Raw genomic sequence first — 17,228 nt, 5'->3', positions numbered from 1 at the left:
ACTGGCTACGAGGTGAGAAGGCATTCTACTCGCTGTGCAGATTTGCATAAATCAACTCTGCGAGCTTTTTACTGATACCGGGAGCTTTGGCTATTTCTTCGATGCTGGCACGGGACAGCTCCTGCAAGCCACCAAAATGTTTTAACAAGTCCCGCCGCCGTGTCGGCCCGACCCCTGCCACCCCTTCCAGGGTTGAGGTACGCCGGGTTTTGCCACGTCGGGCACGGTGGCCGGTGATGGCGAAACGGTGGGCTTCGTCGCGGATCTGCTGGATAAGGTGCAGCGCCGGGGAGTCGCCCTTCAAGGTGAACTCATGGGCTGCATCATTCAAGTACAAGGTTTCAAAACCGGCCTTGCGGGTGGCACCCTTGGCCACGCCGAGCAGGATCAGGTCGGGTACCGCCAGTTCGTTGAGTACGTCGCGGGCCATGGACAGCTGGCCCTTGCCACCATCCACCAGCAGGATGTCCGGCAGCTTGCCCTCGCCGTCCTTCAGTTTGCTGAAGCGACGGGTCAGGGCCTGGTGCATGGCGGCATAGTCATCGCCCGGGGTGACGCCTTCGATGTTGTAGCGCCGGTAATCGGACTTGATCGGCCCTTCCGGCCCGAACACCACGCAGGAAGCCACGGTGGCCTCGCCGCTGGAGTGGCTGATGTCGTAGCACTCCAGACGCTGAGGCGGCTCGTCGAGCTTGAGCACTTCGGCCAGGGCGTCAAACCGCGCGGCGACGTGCTGGCGATTGGCCAGACGTGCGCCCAGGGCCTGTTCGGCGTTGGTTACGGCCAACTGCTGCCAGCGCGCACGGGTGCCGCGCACGCGGTGGCTGATGTCCAGCTCGCGGCCACGCAGTTCGTGAATCGCTTCGATCAGCGCCGGGAAGTCCTCGTGCACCACGTTGACGATCAGTTCGCTCGGCAGGTCGCGCTCGGGGCTGCTGACGTAGTATTGGCCGAGGAACGCCGCCATGACTTCGGCGACATCCTCTTCTATACCGGTCTGGGGGAAGAAGTTCTTGCTGCCCAGCACCCGGCCGCCGCGCACGCTGATCAGGTGCACACAGGCGCCGCCCGGGTTGACGAAGGCGGCGATGACGTCGACGTCACCGGTGCCGCCCTCCATGCTCTGCTGGTCCTGCACGCGACGCAGCAGGGAGATCTGGTCGCGTAGCTCTGCGGCGCGCTCGAAATCCAGGGTGCTGGCCGCTTGCTCCATGGCGCCGGACAGCTCATCGGCCAGGGCATTGCTGCGGCCTTCGAGGAACATCACCGAGTGACGCACGTCCTCGGCATATTCCGCAGGCTCAACCAGGCCCACGCACGGCGCCTTGCAGCGCTTGATCTGGTACTGCAGGCACGGGCGGTTGCGGTTCTTGTAGAAACTGTCTTCGCACTGGCGCACGAAAAACGCCTTTTGCAGCAGGCTCAGGCTTTCGCGGATGGCGCCGGCGCTGGGGTAAGGCCCGAAGTACTTGCCCTTCTGCTTCTTGGCGCCGCGATGGATGCTCAGACGCGGAAAGTCGCCGTCCGAGAGAAACACGTACGGGTAGGACTTATCGTCACGCAGCAGGATGTTGTAGGGCGGCCGCCATTCCTTGATCAGCGTCTGCTCAAGCAGCAGTGCCTCGGTTTCATTGGCAGTGATGGTGGTTTCCACCTGGGCGATACGCGCCACCAGCGCCGCGGTCTTCGGCGCCAGGCCCGTCTTGCGGAAGTAACTCGCCAGGCGGCTTTTCAGGTTCTTGGCTTTACCGACGTAGAGCAGGCGCGCTTCGCTGTCGAACATGCGATACACGCCAGGACGGCCACTGCAGGTTGCAAGGAACGCACTCGGATCGAACAGCACTTTAATTTCAGAGGCTGTCATTTCAGGCGCTGGCGTCTACCATGCCGTGGCGTACCGCCAGCAGGGTCAATTCAACATCACTGCTGATGGAAAGCTTTTCGAAAATCCGATAACGGTAGGTGTTTACGGTTTTCGGCGACAGGCACAGCTTGTCGGAGATCGACTGGACTTTTTGACAGCCGACAATCATCAGGGCGATCTGGATTTCCCGCTCCGACAGCGCATCGAACGGCGAGTCGCTGGTGGGCTGGAACGACTTGATCGCCAGCTGCTGGGCAATCTGCGGGCTGATGTAGCGTTGGCCGGCGAATACCAGGCGGATAGCCTGGACCATCTCGGCCAATCCCGCGCCCTTTGTCAGATAGCCGGCAGCGCCCGCCTGTAGAAGCCGTGTAGGAAAAGGATCTTCCTCGCACACGGTCACTACCACGACTTTGATATCCGGATGGCTGCGCAACAACTTCGTAGTGGCGCCAAGACCGCCGATCCCGGGCATCTTGACGTCCATCAAAACCACATCGGGCTTCAACTCCCGGGCCTTGATCAGGGATTCCTCCCCTGACTCGGCCTGGCCGACTACTTGCAGGCCATCGATGTCAGCCAGCATTCGTGTAATGCCTGTACGAACGAGATCATGGTCATCGACTACTAGCACCCTAATCAAGCAGACACCTCGCGATATGGTCTTATAGGTTGCTGAACACCTTAGCAAAAAACCACGGCGCAGACCTAGCTGCAAGCGTCATATATATAGAGTTTCAATGCACAACGGGCCGCCGCCGAATGGCGGACGGCTCAATTTCCTGGGTAAAAGGTCAGGAATCCGGGGCCGATGACCGGTTTTTTCCATTGGTGGTGAGTGAATGCTCGGCCAGGGTAGAAGTCAGGCGATGGATTGCATCCTGGTCTTCCTTGAACATCGCACGGTAGTTCCCCAGCACTTTCTCCTCGACCTGGCTCAGGTTTTCAAGTTGGGTCGGCGTTGGATTGCCGGTCAACACGTACAGGATATCGACACCTCTTTCTGCCACGCGGGACAAGTAATCAGCCTTTGGCGCGCGTCCGCCATTTTCATATTTACCCTGTGCGTTCGCCTCTACACCTCCTATTTCACCAAAAGTTTTCTGCGACAGACCAAGCCGCTCTCTTTCTTGCCTTAACCGGAAACCGATTCCACTCATTTGGATGTATGATCCTATTTGGCACACCCCTAGAGGTGACACACTCATCTCGTTTTACACAAACTTGAACGGTTTTGAACTATGCCCGGTATTCGCACTGCTGCACAAGCCAAGGCCTGGCTGGAACATCAAGGTAAGTCTGTTCAAGCGTTCGCCCGGGAACATGGCGTGGACCCGGCAACCACTTATCAAGTGCTCGCTGGGCGCAAAAAGGGACGGCGTGGAGAAGCCCACAAGGTGGCGGTCCTGTTGGGCATGAAGGACGGAATCATCCCGGTTGAGGGCGAAACCGTGAGACAAGAGCAGGAAGTCATTTCTTGAAGTGAGTATGCGCTTATTAAAACCAAGTGCCTGTTTTCCTCGAACTGGCAGTACTCGCACCCGATCACGGCCGGCAATTGCGCTCCATGCGCCAGAAGCAATCCTCCGCTCCAACGATTTCCAGGCCCTTGCGCTGATAGAGCCTTCGCGCCGGGTTGGTCTTGAAAACGGTCAACCGTAAAAGACCCAGCCCTTGCGCGCGCGCCTTGTACACCATCTGCTCGATAACCCAGCCGCCAGCTCCTTGATGACGAAACGCCTCAAGGATGTGCAGCTCGCGGATATACAGTGCCTTGGGGTCACGACTGATGCTGATGAAACCCAGCACCTCGTTATCGCGACAGATCAGCCAGTTTTCTCGTCCGGCCCAGGCGGTATCGAAACCGGCATCGGACCACGACAAGTCGTATTGGCGATAATAATTACCCATGGCCTGGTGGGTCAGGGTCCGGGCGAAGGCCAGGTGTTGGTTGGTCGCGGCCTGCAGTTGAAACGCCATGTGCCTGAACTCCCTAGATTGCCACCTGTTCTCCCTGCCACTGGCCGCCGGTGTCGCGTCGTGCAATCACCAGCGTATCGCCTACACCCGGGCTAGCCGCGATCAAACCACCGTCGGCGCCCCAGATTGCGCTGCGCCCGGCGCAGGCCCAGCCACCGGATGGACCGCCGTGGTTGGCCATCAGCACCAGCATCCGGTGCTCGGCGGCATAGCCCTGTAGCAAGGCGGTGTCCGGCGCGTAGCCGCCTTCGCTGATCAGCACACCCGCAGCGTAGATGTTCGCCCCGTCCTCGGCAGCCTGTCGAGGGTGGCTGGCGTGGGAAAAATCCGCGCATACCGCCAGGGCGATCCGGTCGTCCCCCCATTCAAGGGCCGCCCCGCCCTGCCCCGCAGCAAACGCCACGTCTTCACCGGGATGCAGATGCTGCTTGGTATAGACCGACACCGAACCATCCGGCCCCAGCACCAGCGCGCCGATCAACACCTCACCGGCGGCTCCCAAGCGAATCGGCATGCCCACCACCGCGGTAATGCGCAATTCACGGGCCATCTCCCGCAGCGGCGCCACTACATCATCCCCGGGCGCGATCGCCAGCCCGGCAGCCAGTGACGGTTCATAGCCGGTCAGGGACAGTTCCGGAAACACCAGCAACTGCACGCCGTGCTCCGCCGCCACGCGCATGAAAGCCAAGTGACGAGCGATATTGCCGGGCACATCGCCTGCAACGGAAATGGATTGGGCAGCAGCAATCGTCAAGGCCGTCATGGTCGCATCCAGGCAATCATCGTGAAGTCCGTGCAGCATATCGACACTTGGGTCATAGCCGTAAGTACCCACACTCAATAGAAATTACTGATTGAATCCACCCGCTCGCCTCAGTTAAGCTCCCCCCATCATTTGGAGACACACCATGTTGCAACTCACCCACATTCAGGTTTGCCCTGCTGCCAGCGCCCAGCGCTCGGTCGTGGCTGCCCGCGTGAGCGGTTTGAGCGCACTGGTCAGCTTTTATTTTGGGTATTGGTTTAGCCACTGGCGCGCCTGATACCTGAAATCGGCGCCCACTACTCAAGGGGTCGCCTACCAGAGAAATCTAACCCCCGGTCGGCTCCCCGACCGGGGGTTTTGTTTTTTCAGCCCTTATTATTTTTGCCACACACCGAACACTTAAAGGACTCACGCCATGAACTACGCCACCTATTACCGCTACGACACCTCCACCGCCTGGCGATTTAGCAAGCTCCGTTCGGGACAGCCTGCCGCCTCCGATCGGTCACCTATTGGTGGCAAGCCAACACACGTAGCCAATACGGCCAATTGTCGAACACCCCAGTAGGGCAGAGCGTGCGGGAACAGCCCGCCGCTTGCCCAGGAAGCCCGAATATGAACGCCTCGATCGCCGCTCTGCCTGTTTCCACCCTGTCCTGCGCCAATGAAGCGCTGACCCAGCGTTTGCCCAGTGCCCTTGAGCTCAAGCACCAACTGCCCCTGAGCCCATTCCTCAATGAACAGATCCACGCCCATCGCCAAGCCGTGCGCGCCATTCTCAAGGGTGAAGACTCACGCCTGCTGGTGATTGTCGGCCCGTGCTCGATCCACGACCCGGAATCGGCCATGGAATACGCACGCAACCTGAAAAAACTGGCCCATGAAGTCAGTGACCAGATGCTGCTGGTGATCCGCGCCTACGTCGAAAAACCCCGCACCACCATCGGCTGGAAAGGCCTGGCGTACGACCCGCGCCTGGATGGCAGTGATGACATGGCCGCCGGCCTGACCCTGTCCCGGGAACTGATGCGTGAAATGCTGCGCCTGGGCCTGCCGGTGGCCACCGAGCTGCTGCAACCGATGGCTGCCGGCTACTTCGATGACCTGCTGAGCTGGGTCGCCATTGGCGCGCGCACCACCGAATCGCAGATCCACCGCGAAATGGCCAGCGGCCTCGGCATGCCCGTCGGCTTCAAGAACGGCACCGACGGCGGCGTGGCCATCGCCTGTGACGCCATGCGCTCCGCCGCTCACCCGCACCGTCACTTCGGTGTCGACAGCCAGGGCCATCCGGCGATCATCCAGACCCCGGGCAACCCCGACACTCACCTCGTGTTGCGCGGCGGCCATCGTGGGCCGAACTACGATCGCCAGAGCGTGGCCCAGGTTCACGCCGACCTTGCCAAGAGCAAAGTCGCGCCGCGGATCATGGTCGACTGCAGCCACGCCAACAGCGGCAAAGACCCGCTGCGCCAACCGGCGGTGTTCAACGACGTGCTGGAGCAGCGCCTGCAGGGCGACACCTCGCTGATCGGCATGATGATCGAGAGCCACCTGTTCGAAGGCTGCCAGCCATTGAGCCCGTCGATGAAATACGGCGTGTCGATCACCGATGGCTGCCTGGGCTGGGACGGCACGGAACAGCTGCTGCGCAGCGCTGCCGAGCGGTTGCGGGTACACAATCGCGCCTGACAATGAAGATCAAATGTGGGAGCGGGCTTGCTCGCGAATGCGGTGGTTCAGCCAGCACATGCATCAACTGGCGCACCGCTTTCGCGAGCAAGCCCGCTCCCACACTGGATCTTCATTCACTTGACTAAAGTGGATAAAGAGCCTCATCAAACTGCGCCAACTTCGGAAACACCAACGGCTGGTCATCCGCCAGCCCTTCCAATCGCTGCTGGTAACTGTGCAGGAAAGTCTGCCGGGCCTCGGCGCTGATATACGGCACATGCCACGCCACAAACGGCTCCAGCACTTCAAACCCGACATACGCCAGCGTGCCACGCAGGATCGGCCGCAGCATGTCCTCCAATGGCCCGTGAATCGCACCCTCGCCAAACATATGCTCGCGCCCGCCAAGGGTGACCGTGACGAGCGCTTTCTTGCCGGCGAGCCCGCCCTGATCATAGAACCGCTTGCCGCCGTAGCACACGCCCGACACCAGCACCCGGTCAATCCAGCCCTTGAGCATCGCGGGCGCCGAGAACCAGAAGATCGGGAAATTGAGGATCAGCAGATCGGCCCACAGCAGCTTGTCCAACTCCTGCTGGATATCCGCCGCGATGGATTGGCTTTTCACCCCCAGGCGCTGCTCCAGGGCATACACCAGGTAGTCGGGGTTCTCCCGCGAGGTGAAGTCCGAGGCGCTGGCTACGGGATTCCAGTTCATCGCGTACAAATCACTGACCTGCACCTCATGCCCCTGCGCTTGCAGGGTAGCCGTGGCCTGGTCACGCAAGGCCGCGGTAAACGACTGCGGCTCGGGATGGGCGTGGACAATCAACACCTTCATAAAAACTCCTCAAGAAGTAAGCGCGGCCCGTTTGGCCAGCAAATGGTCGAGCCAGTCGGGGTCCATTTCCGGCTCCGATGAAAACAGCAGGCCGGTGTAGTCCTGATACGGCGGGGTGAAGATCGCGCTGCGGCTGCCCTGGTCCACCACTCTGCCCCGCTGCATCACCACCACTTCGTCGGCAATGGCGCGCACCGTGGCGACGTCGTGGGTGATAAACAGGTAGGCCACGCCCAACTGCTGCTGAATGCGGTTGAGCAGTTTCAGCACGCCCTCGGCCACTAACTGATCCAGGGCCGAGGTCACTTCATCGCAGATGATCAATTGCGGATCGGCCGCCAAAGCGCGGGCGATGCAAATCCGCTGCTTCTGGCCGCCGGACAGCTCACGGGGCTGACGCTCCATGAAGGTGGCCGGGTCCAGCTCGATCATCTCCAGCAACTCGGCGACCCGGGCACGCATGGCCTTGCCCTTGAGACCGAGGTAGAAGGTCAGCGGCCGGCCGATGATGTCGACGATGCGCTGGCGCGGGTTCAGCGCGGTATCGGGGATCTGGTAGATCATCTGGATCCGTCGCAACTGCTCCTTGCTGCGCCGACGAAAGTCCGCCGGCAACGCTTCACCGTCATACAGCACCTGCCCCGCCGTAGCCGGCAGCAACCCGGTAATCAGGCGTGCGGTGGAGCTTTTGCCGCTGCCGGACTCACCGATCACCGCCAACGTCTGGCCGCGATGCAAGCTCATCGACACGTCATGCAGCACCGGCTGATGCCCGTAGCTGGCGCACACCTGACGCACTTCCAGCAACGGCATCTGCTGCTGGGGACAGGCCTTGGGTTCGGTGCGAAAGCTGCGCACCGCCCACAGGGATTTGGTGTAGTCCTGCTGCGGGGCGCTGAGCATGGTGCGGGTCTCGGCCTCCTCCACCAGCTTGCCGTGGCGCAGCACCATGATGCGGTCGGCCATCTGCGCGACCACCGCCAGGTCATGGCTGATATACAGCGCGGCACTGCCGAAGGTTTTCACCGCATCGCGAATCGCCGCCAGCACTTCGATCTGGGTGGTGACGTCGAGGGCGGTGGTGGGTTCGTCGAAGATGATCAGGTCCGGGTGACAGGCCATCGCCATGGCGGTCATCACCCGTTGCAGTTGCCCGCCGGAGACCTGATGCGGATAACGCTGGCCGATGGTTTCCGGATTGGGCAGGCGCAGCACGCGGTACAACTCCACCGCCTCGCGTTCAGCCTGGGCGCGGCTGATGCCACCGTTGATCACGGCGGTTTCCACATGCTGGTCAATCAGCCGGTGGGCCGGGTTGAACGACGCGGCAGCGCTTTGCGCCACGTAGGCAATCCGCAGTCCTCGAAGCTTGCGCAAGGCTTCGGGTTTGGCCTGCAACAGTTGAATGCCGTCAAAGCACACCGAGCCACCGGTGATGCGACAACCGTCGCGGGCAAAGCCCATGGCCGCCAGGCCCAGGGTTGATTTACCCGCGCCAGACTCACCAATCAGCCCCAGTACCTCACCCCGTTGCAACGTCAGGTCGATACCCTTGATCAACGGATGCCAGGCGTCTTCGTAATGCCCTTCAATCTGCAGGTTGCGGATTTCCAGCAGTGGCTTGTCCATCCTCAACACTCCTTCAGGCCGCTGGATTTATGCAGCATCCAGTCGACGACAAAATTCACGCTGACGGTGATCAACGCCACCGCCAGGGCCGGCAGCAACGGGCTGATGTCGCCGAAGGTAATCAGCACCGCATTGTCGCGGACCATGCTGCCCCAATCGGCGGTGGGCGGTTGAATGCCCAGGCCAAGGAACGACAGCGCGCTGATAAACAGGAACACGAAACAGAACCGCAGGCCGAACTCGGCAATCAATGGCGCGGCGGCATTGGGCAGCACTTCGCGGGTGACCAGCCACCACAGCCCTTCCCCACGCAGCCGGGCGGCTTCGACGAAGTCCTGCACCACCACGGTCATCGCCACGGCCCGGGACAGGCGAAACACCCGGGTCGAATCCAGCAGTGCAATCACCAGCACCAGCGAGGTGGCATTGGTGCCCACCACGCTGAGGATCAGCAAGGCGAAGATCAGTTGCGGGATCGCCATCAGGATATCCACCACCCGCGACAATCCCTGGTCGACCCAGTCGCCCTTGATCGCGGCTATCAAGCCGCTCAAACCACCCAGCAAAAACGCCAGCACCGTGGTCAAAAAAGCGATGCCCAGGGTGTTGCGCGCGCCATACACCAGGCGGCTGAACATGTCCCGCCCAAGGTTATCGGTGCCCAGCAGGAACTGGCCGCTCCAGGGCGCAAACCCGTCACCCACCACCTGGGTTTCCCCGTAAGGTGCGAGCACCGGCGCAAATAACGCCACCAGCACGTACAGCACGATGACCAGCAGGCCGAACTTCGCGCTCAATGGCGCCCGGGCCAGTTGTCTGAGAAGGCTCATGGTCTACCCCTTGGGATGCATCAGGCGTGGGTTGGTGGCGATGGACAGCACATCGGCGCCGGTATTGAGCAGGATGTAGGTGGCGGCAAAGATCAGGCTGCACGCCTGCACCACCGGGATATCGCGCTTGGACACCGAGTCCACCAGCAACTGGCCGAGGCCCGGGTAGACAAACACTACTTCCACCACCACTACGCCCACCACCAGGTACGCGAGGTTGAGCGCGATCACGTTGACGATGGGCGCCAGGGCATTGGGCAACGCGTGGCGCCAGATAATCCGCGACTGGCTGATGCCCTTGAGCCGGGCCATTTCGATATACGGGCTGGCCAGCAGGTTGATCAGCGAGGCGCGGGTCATGCGCATCATCTGCGCGATCACCACCAGGCTCAGGGTGGCCACCGGCAACACCGAACGTTCGAGAATGGTGGCGAATGAGGCATCCGGCGCCAGGTTGGACAGGCTGGGAAACCAGCCCAGCTTGACCGAAAACACCAGGATCAGCAGGTAGGCGACGAAGAACTCCGGGAACGACACCGCACTCAGGGCCGAGGTGTTGAGCAGGCGGTCGAACCAGCTGTTGCGGTACAGCGCGGCAAGCATGCCCAGCACCAGCGCGAGGGGCACCGAGACCAACGCCGCCAGTGCCGCCAGGCGCAAGGTGTTGCCCAGGCGTGCGCCGATCAGTTCGGCGATGGGCCGCTGGTTGGCCAGGGAAGCGCCGAGGTCGCCGTGCAGGAGGCGCAGCAGCCATTGCACGAACCGGCTCAGGGGCGGCAGGTCCAGGCCCAGTTGGGCGCGAAAGGCGGCGACGGTTTCCGGCGTGGCGGACTGGCCGAGCATGGCCTGGGCGATATCACCGGGGAGCATGCCGACCGCCAGGAAGATGATCACCGAGACGGCGAACAACGACAGCAGGCCGAGAGCGAGACGTTGGAGTACCAGTTTGAATAGGCTATTCATGTTCGGTTCTCATGAGTGGGGCATGTTCTCGAAGGCGACACAGGACCAATGTGGCAGCGGGCTTGCTCGCGAAAGCGGTGTGTCAGCCAATACAGATAGAGACTGACCCACCGCATTCGCGAGCAAGCCCGCTCCCACATTTGATTTGTGGCGTATCTGAAATCTTCACGCCTGCCACCACCGCTCGATCAGCCGCAACCCATCCAGTTCCCCATACGGCGCCGTCAGCGGTCCATGGCTGACGCGGTTCGAGCGGGCCGCCACGGAGCTGGCGAACAACGGCACAATCGCACCGCCGTCGTCCCGGCACAGGCTCTGCATTTCGTTGTACATCTCCTGGCGCAGCGGCGCGTTCATCTCGCCTCGCGCTGCGTTGAGCAACTGGTTGAAGCGGTCGTTATCCCAATGGGTTTCGTTCCACGCGGCGCCCTTGGCGTAGCCGATGCTGAACATGCGGTCGGCAGTCAGGCTGCTGTACCAGAACGAGGTGGTGAACGGCTGCTTCATCCAGATATTGGAGAAATAGCCATCCGCCGGCTCGCGCACCACGTCGATATCAATCCCGGCCTGGCGCGCCTGCTCCTTGAACAGCACCGAAGCATCCACCGCGCCGGTGTAGGCGGCATCGGAAGCTTGCAGGCGCACCTTCAGCGCCTCCACACCGGCCTTGCGCAGGTAGAATCGCGACTTGTCCGGGTCGTAGGTGCGCTGCTCCAGGGCGGCGTTGATGAAACGGCTGCCCGGCTGGATCGGATGGTCGTTGCCCACCAGGCCATAGCCATGCAGCACCGAGGCCAGCAGGGTTTCGCGGTTGATCGCATGCTTCATCGCCATGCGGATGTCGTTGTTCTTGAACTCGTTGCTGTCGCACAACATCGGGAAGGTGTAGTGCTGGGCGCCCTTGGTTTCTTCGATGACCAGCGTGGGATTGCGCTTGAGCAAGGCCACGGTTTTCAGGTCGACCTTGTTGATCACGTCGACTTGCCCGGTGACCAGCGCATTGACCCGCGCTGCGCCGTCGGCAATCGCCAACAGCTCGGCGCTGGCGAAGTGTGCCCTGCCCGGCTTCCAGTAATCAGGGTTGCGCTCCAGGTCCATGCGTACGCCCGGCTCGAAGCTTTTCAGGCGATAACCGCTGGTGCCGATCCCGGCCTGCCAGTCGGCGGCGCCGTCCTTGGCGGGCATGATCACCAGGTGGTAATCGGCGACTACATAAGCGAAATCGGCATTGCCCGAGTGCAATTCGAACACCACTGCATCGCTGCCCTTGGCGCTGACACTGGCCACATCGCCGATCACCGTCTTGGCCGCCGAGGTGGAGTTGGCTGCCAAGTGATGGTTGATCGAGGCCACCACGTCGTCAGCGGTCAGGCTTTTGCCGTTATGGAAGGTCACGCCCTGGCGCAGCTTGAAGGTCCAGGTGCGCGCGTCGGGCGTCGACTCGAAGCTTTCGGCCAATTCGGGGATAGCGCTGCCGTCCACCGCGATTTCCGTGAGGGTGTTGTACACCGCCGAAAAGCCGACGAAGGTGAAGGTGTCGACCCAGGATCCCGGGTCGCGGGAGTCGGTGGTGCTGCCGCCGGCCAGGCCCATGCGCAGCACGCCGCCCGGCTTGGGAGTGGCCTCCTCGGCAAAGGCCTGCAGCGGCAGGCCCATGGAAAACGCGGCGGCCACGGCACCGGCCAAGGCGCTGTGCTTGAGGAAGTCCCGCCGGTGCATCGCTTGAGTCATTTTGTTGTTGTTTTCGCTCATGGTGTTGCTCCTCTAAAGGTTCACACAGGCATGCTTCAACTCGATCAAGGTCACGCCGTTGCACTTGAAACCGTTACGCAAATCCGTCTGCAGCTCATCCAGGTTCTGTGGCTCGCTGACCGTGCAGCCGAACGCCCGCGCCAGGGCGGCGAAGTCCGGGTTGCGCGGCAGTACGCCGATGGGTTCGATGTCCAGGTTCAGCATGTCGTCGCGAATCTGACCCAAGGCGTCGTTGTTCCAGAGCAACACCACCAGCGGGCTGTCCAGTTCTTCCACGGCCGTGGCCAGTTCCTGGGCGGTGTAGAGAAAGCCGCCGTCGCCCACCAGCACCAGGCCGGGCCGTTGCGGTGCGCCGAACTTGGCGCCGATACCGGCCGGCAGGCCATAGCCCAGGGTGCCGTAGCCGGTGGGATGCAGCCAACTGCGGGTGGCGTTGCTGGGAAAGGCGTAGTTACCGGTGTAGGCCAGTTGGGTCATGTCACTGCTGATGAAGGCATTGGCGGGCAACTCGGCGGCGACGCGGTCGAGAATCGCCTGGTGAATGCGTTGCAACGGACCATGGCCGCTGCTGACTGCCTGGCGTAACGTCGCGACCGCAGCGGTGGCGGCATCCGCGTTGCGCGGCGTGGCTGGCAAGCGTTCCAGCAAAGCCAGCGTCGTTTGCTGGGCATCACCGTGCAACGCGACGGCGCAAGGATAGAAATCGTTGAACTTGCGCGGGTCGATATCCACCCGCAGCAGCTCGCCATTAATCGGCAGGCGTTCACGCCAGAAGTCGGTATCGGCCATTTCGGTGCCGATGGCCAACACCACATCCGCCTCGGCGATGAGCTGCCAGCCGGGCTCGACACACAGGGTCGAACCGGCATTCAGCGGATGCTCCACCGGCAACAATCCCTTGCCGGCGACACTGCTGAAAAACGGCGCCGCCAACTGCGTACTCAAGCGCTGCAAGGCATCGGCCGCCAACAGCGCACCGCCACCGGCAATGATCATCGGGCGCTTGGCCGCGGCCAGTTTTGCCACTGCCTGATCAAGACTTTCAGCCGATGGCAAACCGCGCCCGGGACGGCGCACCACCTCATTGCTCCAGTCCCGTTTGATCGGCGCCGACAGTACATCCAGCGGCACCGAAATATGCACCGGGCGCGGTCGCTCACTGTCGAACACCGCGTAGGCCCGCGCGATCAACTCCGGCAAATCCTCGGCACTCAACGCTACTGCCGAAAACGCAGTGATGGGCGCGGTCATCGCCCGCTGGTCCTGGGTTTCATGCAGGCAGCCCCAGCCCTTGCCGAGGCTGGCGGTGTGGTTGACGCTGGAAATCACCAGCAACGGAATCGAGTCGGCATACGCCTGGCCGATCGCCGTCGCGGCGTTGGTCACCCCCGGCCCGGTGATGATGAAACACACGCCCGGCTTGCCGCTGACCCGCGCATAACCGTCGGCCATGAAGCCGGCGCCCTGCTCGTGGCGGGTCAGCACATGCCGAATACCGCTGCCCGGCAAGCCGCGATACAGCTCCAGCGTGTGCACGCCGGGAATCCCGAACACCGTGTCGACACCATAGTTGGCCAGCAATCGCACCAGGGCCTGGCCGCCCGTCAAGGTTTTGCTTTGCATTGTCATCTCCTTCACGCCTGGGCGAGACGGATCAATGCATCGACCGCCGTGGCGCCCCGGGCATTGACCAGCAATGGGTTTACATCGAGTTCCAGCAATTGCCCGGCGTTGGCGCAGGCGTAGTCGGCCACCGCACGAATCGCCGCCACCAGGGCTTCCATGTCGGCCACTTCGCGTCCGCGAAAGCCTTGCAGCAATGCGGCGCTGCGCAGGCCGAGCAAGGCGTTGCGGATTGCGTCGTCGGTGGTGGGCAGCAGCAGGCTGCGGCTGTCCTTGAGCAACTCCACGAGGATTCCACCAGCGCCGATCACCAGCGCCAGGCCGAAGTCGTTTTCGCGCTTGATGCCCACAATCAGCTCGGCCAGCGGCGGCGTAGCCATGGACTCCAGCAGCAGCTGATCGAACGGCACATCCGGCGCATAAGCGGCGATTTGCTCGCGCATATGAGCCAGGGCAGCAGTCAAGGCGAAGCCGTCCTGCAGGTTGAGCGCCACGGCGCCGGCTTCGGTTTTATGCGGCAAGTCGGCACTGACGGCCTTGAGTACCAGCGGGTAACCCAGCACTTTGGCATCGGCGATGGCCCGCTCGGGAGTGCTCAAGACACCGGCTGGCGTGGTCAGGCCGAAAGCCCGTAAAGCCTGCTTGGAATCCCACTCATCAAGCGACTGTCCGTGTTGTTCAAGCGCTTGCGGGCACAGCGGCACCAGTATCGACTCACCCCGCGCCAACAACGCCCGGCGATTGTTTTGATAGTCGGCAATCCGGCCCCAGGCCGCCAGCGCATCTTCCACGCCTTGCAACGCGGCAACGCCCTGGGCATGCAGACGCTCGCGAGCGTGGGCCGGCAGCAATTCGGGAAATGCAGAGGTGACAAAGCCAGTCTTGCCGTGGCGAGTCAGCGCACTGCAAAACAGCTCCAGCAGCAGGTCGCACTCCTTGCGCTCACCGGTAAATTCCGCCGGGTAGTCGAGCACCAGCATTGCCGCATCCGCTTCGGTGCGCAGTGCCGTGTCGAGCATCGTATTAAGCGCGTCGCTGTTGCCCCAGATGGCCGTGGTGAAATCCAGCGGGTTGACCAGGTTGGCGTAGCTGGGCAGCACCTGCGCCAACTCTTCACGCTGGCCTTCGTCGAGCTTCGGCAGGCTCAAATCGTTGCGCTCGGCGTAGTCGGCAATCAACCCGGCATCACCACCGGAACAGGCCAGGGCGATCAGGCTGTTGCCCGCCGGCAGATTACCGCAGGCCGCCGCCTTCAGGGTCTCGACAAAACTCACCGGCCCGCTGACCCGGATCACACCCAGGCGCGCGAACAGACTGTCGTACAGCGCATCGGAACCCGACAACGAACTGGTATGACTCAAAGCCAACTCGGCGCCGATCTGTGACACCCCGGTTTTCAGGGCGATGATCGGAATGCCTTTTTCCAGGGCCTTGTGGGCCGCACGGGCGAACCCCGGCACATTCTTCAAGCCTTCCAGGTGCAAGCCAATCGCTGTAACGCGCGGCTCGTCGAGCAGCACGTCCATCAACTCGGCAACCCCCAACTGCGCCTGGTTGCCCACCGATGCCATATAGGCCACCGGCAGCGAACGGTCGCTCATGGACAGGTTGTAGGCAAAGTTGCCGCTCTGGGTCAGCACCGCAACGCCCTTCTCGACCGGCTTGCCGCCATGGGCCACCGGCCACAACGCCGAGCTGTGCAGGTAATCCAGCAGGCCATAGCAATTGGGGCCCAGCAGTGCCATCTCGCCAGCGGCCTTGAGCAGTTGTTGCTGCAAGGCTTGGCCCTCGGCGCCGGTTTCGGCAAACCCGGAGGCGTAGCAGATGGCGCCACCGGTGCCAATGGCCGCCAGTTCGGCGACACAGGTCAGGGTCAGCTCGCGATTGGTAGCGATAAACACCGCATCCGGACCGCACGGCAAATCGGCCACGCGACGCACGCAGGGAACGCCATCGAGGCTGTCATGTTGCGGGTTGACCAGCCACATCTGGCCGGCAAAACCACCCTCGGCGCAGCGCTTGAGGGCACGGGCCATGCTGCGCCCTCCGACAAACGCCAGGTGACGGGGCGCCAGCAGGCGCTTGAGATTGTCGCGAATAGCCTGGGACATAAGCGTTCTCCGACCCGATCAACGCAACAGTGGCCGCAACAGTTCGCGGGCAATAATGTGGCGCTGGATTTCCGAAGTGCCTTCCCAGATCCGCTCGATCCGCGCGTTGCGCCAGATGCGCTCCACCGGGCCTTCGTCCATCAAACCCATGCCGCCATAGATCTGCACTGCTTCATCGGCAACCTTGCCCAGTACTTCACTGGCAAACAGCTTGGCCATGCCGGCCTCGCCGTCGGTCATGGTGCCCTGGTCCATTTTCCAGGCGGTGTTCAGGGTCAGCAGTTCGGCTGCACGGATTTGCGTGGCCATGTCGGCGAGCTTGAACGAGATGCCTTGATAGGTGCCGATGGGCTGGCCGAACTGCTTGCGGTCGGCCGCCCATTGCAGGGAAACGTCCAGCGCACGCTGGGCCTGGCCGACGCAGTTGGCAGCCACCATCACCCGGCCTGCGGTCAGCCAGGCATTGGCGACTTCCCAACCTTTGCCGACTTCGCCGAGGACTTTGGAGGCTGGTACGCGGCAGTCGTCGAAGAACATTTCATAAGTGTGGTAGCCGCGGTTGCTGACGCACTTGGGGCCCCGGCGAATGGTCATGCCCGGCGTGCCACGGTCCACCAGGAACGAGGTCACGGCATTGCGTTGGCGACCGTTGTGTTCGTAGGTGTCGGTAACGGCAAACACGATGGCGAAATCCGCGTGGCCGGCGTGGCTGATGAAGTGCTTGCTGCCATTGAGCACAAAGTCATCACCGCTGCGCACGGCGCGGGTCTTGATCGCATTGGCGTCGGAACCGGCACCCGGTTCGGTCAGGGCAAAGCAGTCGATCTTCTTGCCCTGCACGCACGGCAACAGGTACTCGCCAATCTGCGCGCCGGTGCAGGCCATGAGGATTTTCGACGGCCGGGCGACAAACACATGCAGCGCCCAGGAGACTTTCGACAACTCGCGCTCAATCAACGCCTGTGACAGGTAATCCAGGCCGCCACCGCCGACGTCTTCCGGCATGTTGAAGGCATAGAAACCGGCAGCGATGGCCTTGTCACGAATCTGCGCGGCAAGCTCCGGCGAAACTTCATCGGCGCGGTCCACCGCCTCCTCGTGGGGCAACAACTCCTTGGCAACAAAACTGCGTACCGCGTCCACCAACATGTCTTGTTCTTGGCTGGGCTGGAAATTCATGGCGCTACCTGTC

At 62.2% G+C, this 17,228-nt stretch carries 16 protein-coding genes; 3 read left to right on the top strand and 13 right to left on the bottom strand.

Going from position 1 to position 17,228, the window contains the following annotated elements; translation table 11 throughout:
* Positions 1-25: 25 nt before the first annotated feature.
* The 3 genes from uvrC to HX801_RS10560 form a co-directional block, all read right to left on the bottom strand.
* On the bottom strand, positions 26-1,864 hold the full coding sequence (gene uvrC / locus HX801_RS10570; protein ID WP_218166150.1) for an excinuclease ABC subunit UvrC: 1,839 nt from the start codon (positions 1,862-1,864) through the stop codon (positions 26-28).
* A 1-nt stretch (position 1,865) separates the two neighbouring features.
* Positions 1,866-2,507: a UvrY/SirA/GacA family response regulator transcription factor gene (uvrY, locus tag HX801_RS10565; RefSeq protein ID WP_008436066.1), complete on the bottom strand. Its 642-nt coding sequence runs from the start codon at positions 2,505-2,507 to the stop codon at positions 1,866-1,868.
* 151 nt (positions 2,508-2,658) lie between these two features.
* On the bottom strand, positions 2,659-3,024 hold the full coding sequence (locus HX801_RS10560; protein WP_032899473.1) for a helix-turn-helix domain-containing protein: 366 nt from the start codon (positions 3,022-3,024) through the stop codon (positions 2,659-2,661).
* A gap of 81 nt (positions 3,025-3,105) precedes the next feature.
* On the opposite strand from HX801_RS10560, the gene HX801_RS10555 reads away from it, so the two are divergent.
* Positions 3,106-3,345 (top strand): DNA-binding protein, encoded by a 240-nt coding sequence (locus tag HX801_RS10555; protein ID WP_008436063.1) that lies wholly within the window; start codon positions 3,106-3,108, stop codon positions 3,343-3,345.
* Between the two features lie 64 nt (positions 3,346-3,409).
* Here the strand turns inward: HX801_RS10555 and HX801_RS10550 are convergent, their stop codons facing one another.
* Entirely contained in the window at positions 3,410-3,844 is a 435-nt protein-coding gene (locus tag HX801_RS10550; protein ID WP_134326247.1) for a GNAT family N-acetyltransferase, read from the bottom strand.
* A gap of 13 nt (positions 3,845-3,857) precedes the next feature.
* Positions 3,858-4,610: a carbon-nitrogen hydrolase family protein gene (locus tag HX801_RS10545; protein ID WP_177022062.1), complete on the bottom strand. Its 753-nt coding sequence runs from the start codon at positions 4,608-4,610 to the stop codon at positions 3,858-3,860.
* Between the two features lie 145 nt (positions 4,611-4,755).
* On the opposite strand from HX801_RS10545, the gene HX801_RS32005 reads away from it, so the two are divergent.
* Positions 4,756-4,890 (top strand): hypothetical protein, encoded by a 135-nt coding sequence (locus tag HX801_RS32005; RefSeq protein ID WP_017475425.1) that lies wholly within the window; start codon positions 4,756-4,758, stop codon positions 4,888-4,890.
* Positions 4,891-5,228: 338 nt separating this feature from the next.
* Positions 5,229-6,305: a 3-deoxy-7-phosphoheptulonate synthase gene (locus HX801_RS10540; RefSeq protein WP_003208943.1), complete on the top strand. Its 1,077-nt coding sequence runs from the start codon at positions 5,229-5,231 to the stop codon at positions 6,303-6,305.
* 124 nt (positions 6,306-6,429) lie between these two features.
* Here the strand turns inward: HX801_RS10540 and HX801_RS10535 are convergent, their stop codons facing one another.
* The 8 genes from HX801_RS10535 to HX801_RS10500 all read right to left on the bottom strand — a co-directional run bounded on the left by HX801_RS10535 (position 6,430) and on the right by HX801_RS10500 (position 17,215).
* Positions 6,430-7,128, bottom strand: coding sequence for an NAD(P)H-dependent oxidoreductase (locus tag HX801_RS10535; RefSeq protein WP_177020177.1), 699 nt, complete (start codon positions 7,126-7,128; stop codon positions 6,430-6,432).
* Between the two features lie 9 nt (positions 7,129-7,137).
* Entirely contained in the window at positions 7,138-8,757 is a 1,620-nt protein-coding gene (locus tag HX801_RS10530; protein ID WP_177022042.1) for an ABC transporter ATP-binding protein, read from the bottom strand.
* A gap of 2 nt (positions 8,758-8,759) precedes the next feature.
* Positions 8,760-9,587: an ABC transporter permease gene (locus HX801_RS10525; protein ID WP_177022041.1), complete on the bottom strand. Its 828-nt coding sequence runs from the start codon at positions 9,585-9,587 to the stop codon at positions 8,760-8,762.
* A gap of 3 nt (positions 9,588-9,590) precedes the next feature.
* Positions 9,591-10,550 (bottom strand): ABC transporter permease, encoded by a 960-nt coding sequence (locus HX801_RS10520; protein ID WP_003208950.1) that lies wholly within the window; start codon positions 10,548-10,550, stop codon positions 9,591-9,593.
* A 165-nt stretch (positions 10,551-10,715) separates the two neighbouring features.
* The gene (locus tag HX801_RS10515) at positions 10,716-12,302 is read right to left on the bottom strand and encodes an ABC transporter substrate-binding protein (RefSeq protein WP_177022040.1); all 1,587 of its coding nucleotides are present in this window, start codon (positions 12,300-12,302) and stop codon (positions 10,716-10,718) included.
* A 12-nt stretch (positions 12,303-12,314) separates the two neighbouring features.
* Positions 12,315-13,925 carry a 5-guanidino-2-oxopentanoate decarboxylase gene (locus HX801_RS10510; RefSeq protein ID WP_177022039.1) on the bottom strand — a complete coding sequence of 537 codons (1,611 nt, stop codon included), beginning with the start codon at positions 13,923-13,925 and terminating at the stop codon, positions 12,315-12,317.
* A gap of 11 nt (positions 13,926-13,936) precedes the next feature.
* Positions 13,937-16,036, bottom strand: a complete 2,100-nt coding sequence (locus tag HX801_RS10505; protein WP_177022038.1) for an acetate--CoA ligase family protein — start codon at positions 16,034-16,036, stop codon at positions 13,937-13,939.
* An 18-nt stretch (positions 16,037-16,054) separates the two neighbouring features.
* A complete protein-coding gene (locus HX801_RS10500; RefSeq protein WP_008436052.1) occupies positions 16,055-17,215 on the bottom strand; it encodes an acyl-CoA dehydrogenase family protein in 1,161 nt (386 codons plus the stop codon).
* Positions 17,216-17,228: the final 13 nt, after the last annotated feature.

It is taken from the genome of Pseudomonas sp. G1002, assembly GCF_013385455.1.
In the GTDB taxonomy this organism is placed as follows: Bacteria; Pseudomonadota; Gammaproteobacteria; order Pseudomonadales; family Pseudomonadaceae; genus Aquipseudomonas.
Note: the sequence above shows the minus strand (reverse complement) of the source record. Positions and strands in the feature narration are given on the sequence as shown.

Excerpts from the sequence above, each read along its gene's own strand:
- HX801_RS10550 (WP_134326247.1), bottom strand. The coding sequence starts at position 3,844 with ATGGCGTTTCAACTGCAGGCCGCGACCAACCAACACCTGGCCTTCGCC.
- HX801_RS10530 (WP_177022042.1), bottom strand. The coding sequence starts at position 8,757 with ATGGACAAGCCACTGCTGGAAATCCGCAACCTGCAGATTGAAGGGCAT.
- uvrC (WP_218166150.1), bottom strand. The coding sequence starts at position 1,864 with ATGACAGCCTCTGAAATTAAAGTGCTGTTCGATCCGAGTGCGTTCCTT.
- HX801_RS10525 (WP_177022041.1), bottom strand. The coding sequence starts at position 9,587 with ATGAGCCTTCTCAGACAACTGGCCCGGGCGCCATTGAGCGCGAAGTTC.
- HX801_RS10545 (WP_177022062.1), bottom strand. The coding sequence starts at position 4,610 with ATGACGGCCTTGACGATTGCTGCTGCCCAATCCATTTCCGTTGCAGGC.
- HX801_RS10500 (WP_008436052.1), bottom strand. The coding sequence starts at position 17,215 with ATGAATTTCCAGCCCAGCCAAGAACAAGACATGTTGGTGGACGCGGTA.
- HX801_RS10535 (WP_177020177.1), bottom strand. The coding sequence starts at position 7,128 with ATGAAGGTGTTGATTGTCCACGCCCATCCCGAGCCGCAGTCGTTTACC.
- HX801_RS10505 (WP_177022038.1), bottom strand. The coding sequence starts at position 16,036 with ATGTCCCAGGCTATTCGCGACAATCTCAAGCGCCTGCTGGCGCCCCGT.
- HX801_RS10515 (WP_177022040.1), bottom strand. The coding sequence starts at position 12,302 with ATGAGCGAAAACAACAACAAAATGACTCAAGCGATGCACCGGCGGGAC.
- HX801_RS32005 (WP_017475425.1), top strand. The coding sequence starts at position 4,756 with ATGTTGCAACTCACCCACATTCAGGTTTGCCCTGCTGCCAGCGCCCAG.
- HX801_RS10540 (WP_003208943.1), top strand. The coding sequence starts at position 5,229 with ATGAACGCCTCGATCGCCGCTCTGCCTGTTTCCACCCTGTCCTGCGCC.
- HX801_RS10560 (WP_032899473.1), bottom strand. The coding sequence starts at position 3,024 with ATGAGTGGAATCGGTTTCCGGTTAAGGCAAGAAAGAGAGCGGCTTGGT.
- HX801_RS10520 (WP_003208950.1), bottom strand. The coding sequence starts at position 10,550 with ATGAATAGCCTATTCAAACTGGTACTCCAACGTCTCGCTCTCGGCCTG.
- HX801_RS10555 (WP_008436063.1), top strand. The coding sequence starts at position 3,106 with ATGCCCGGTATTCGCACTGCTGCACAAGCCAAGGCCTGGCTGGAACAT.
- HX801_RS10510 (WP_177022039.1), bottom strand. The coding sequence starts at position 13,925 with ATGCAAAGCAAAACCTTGACGGGCGGCCAGGCCCTGGTGCGATTGCTG.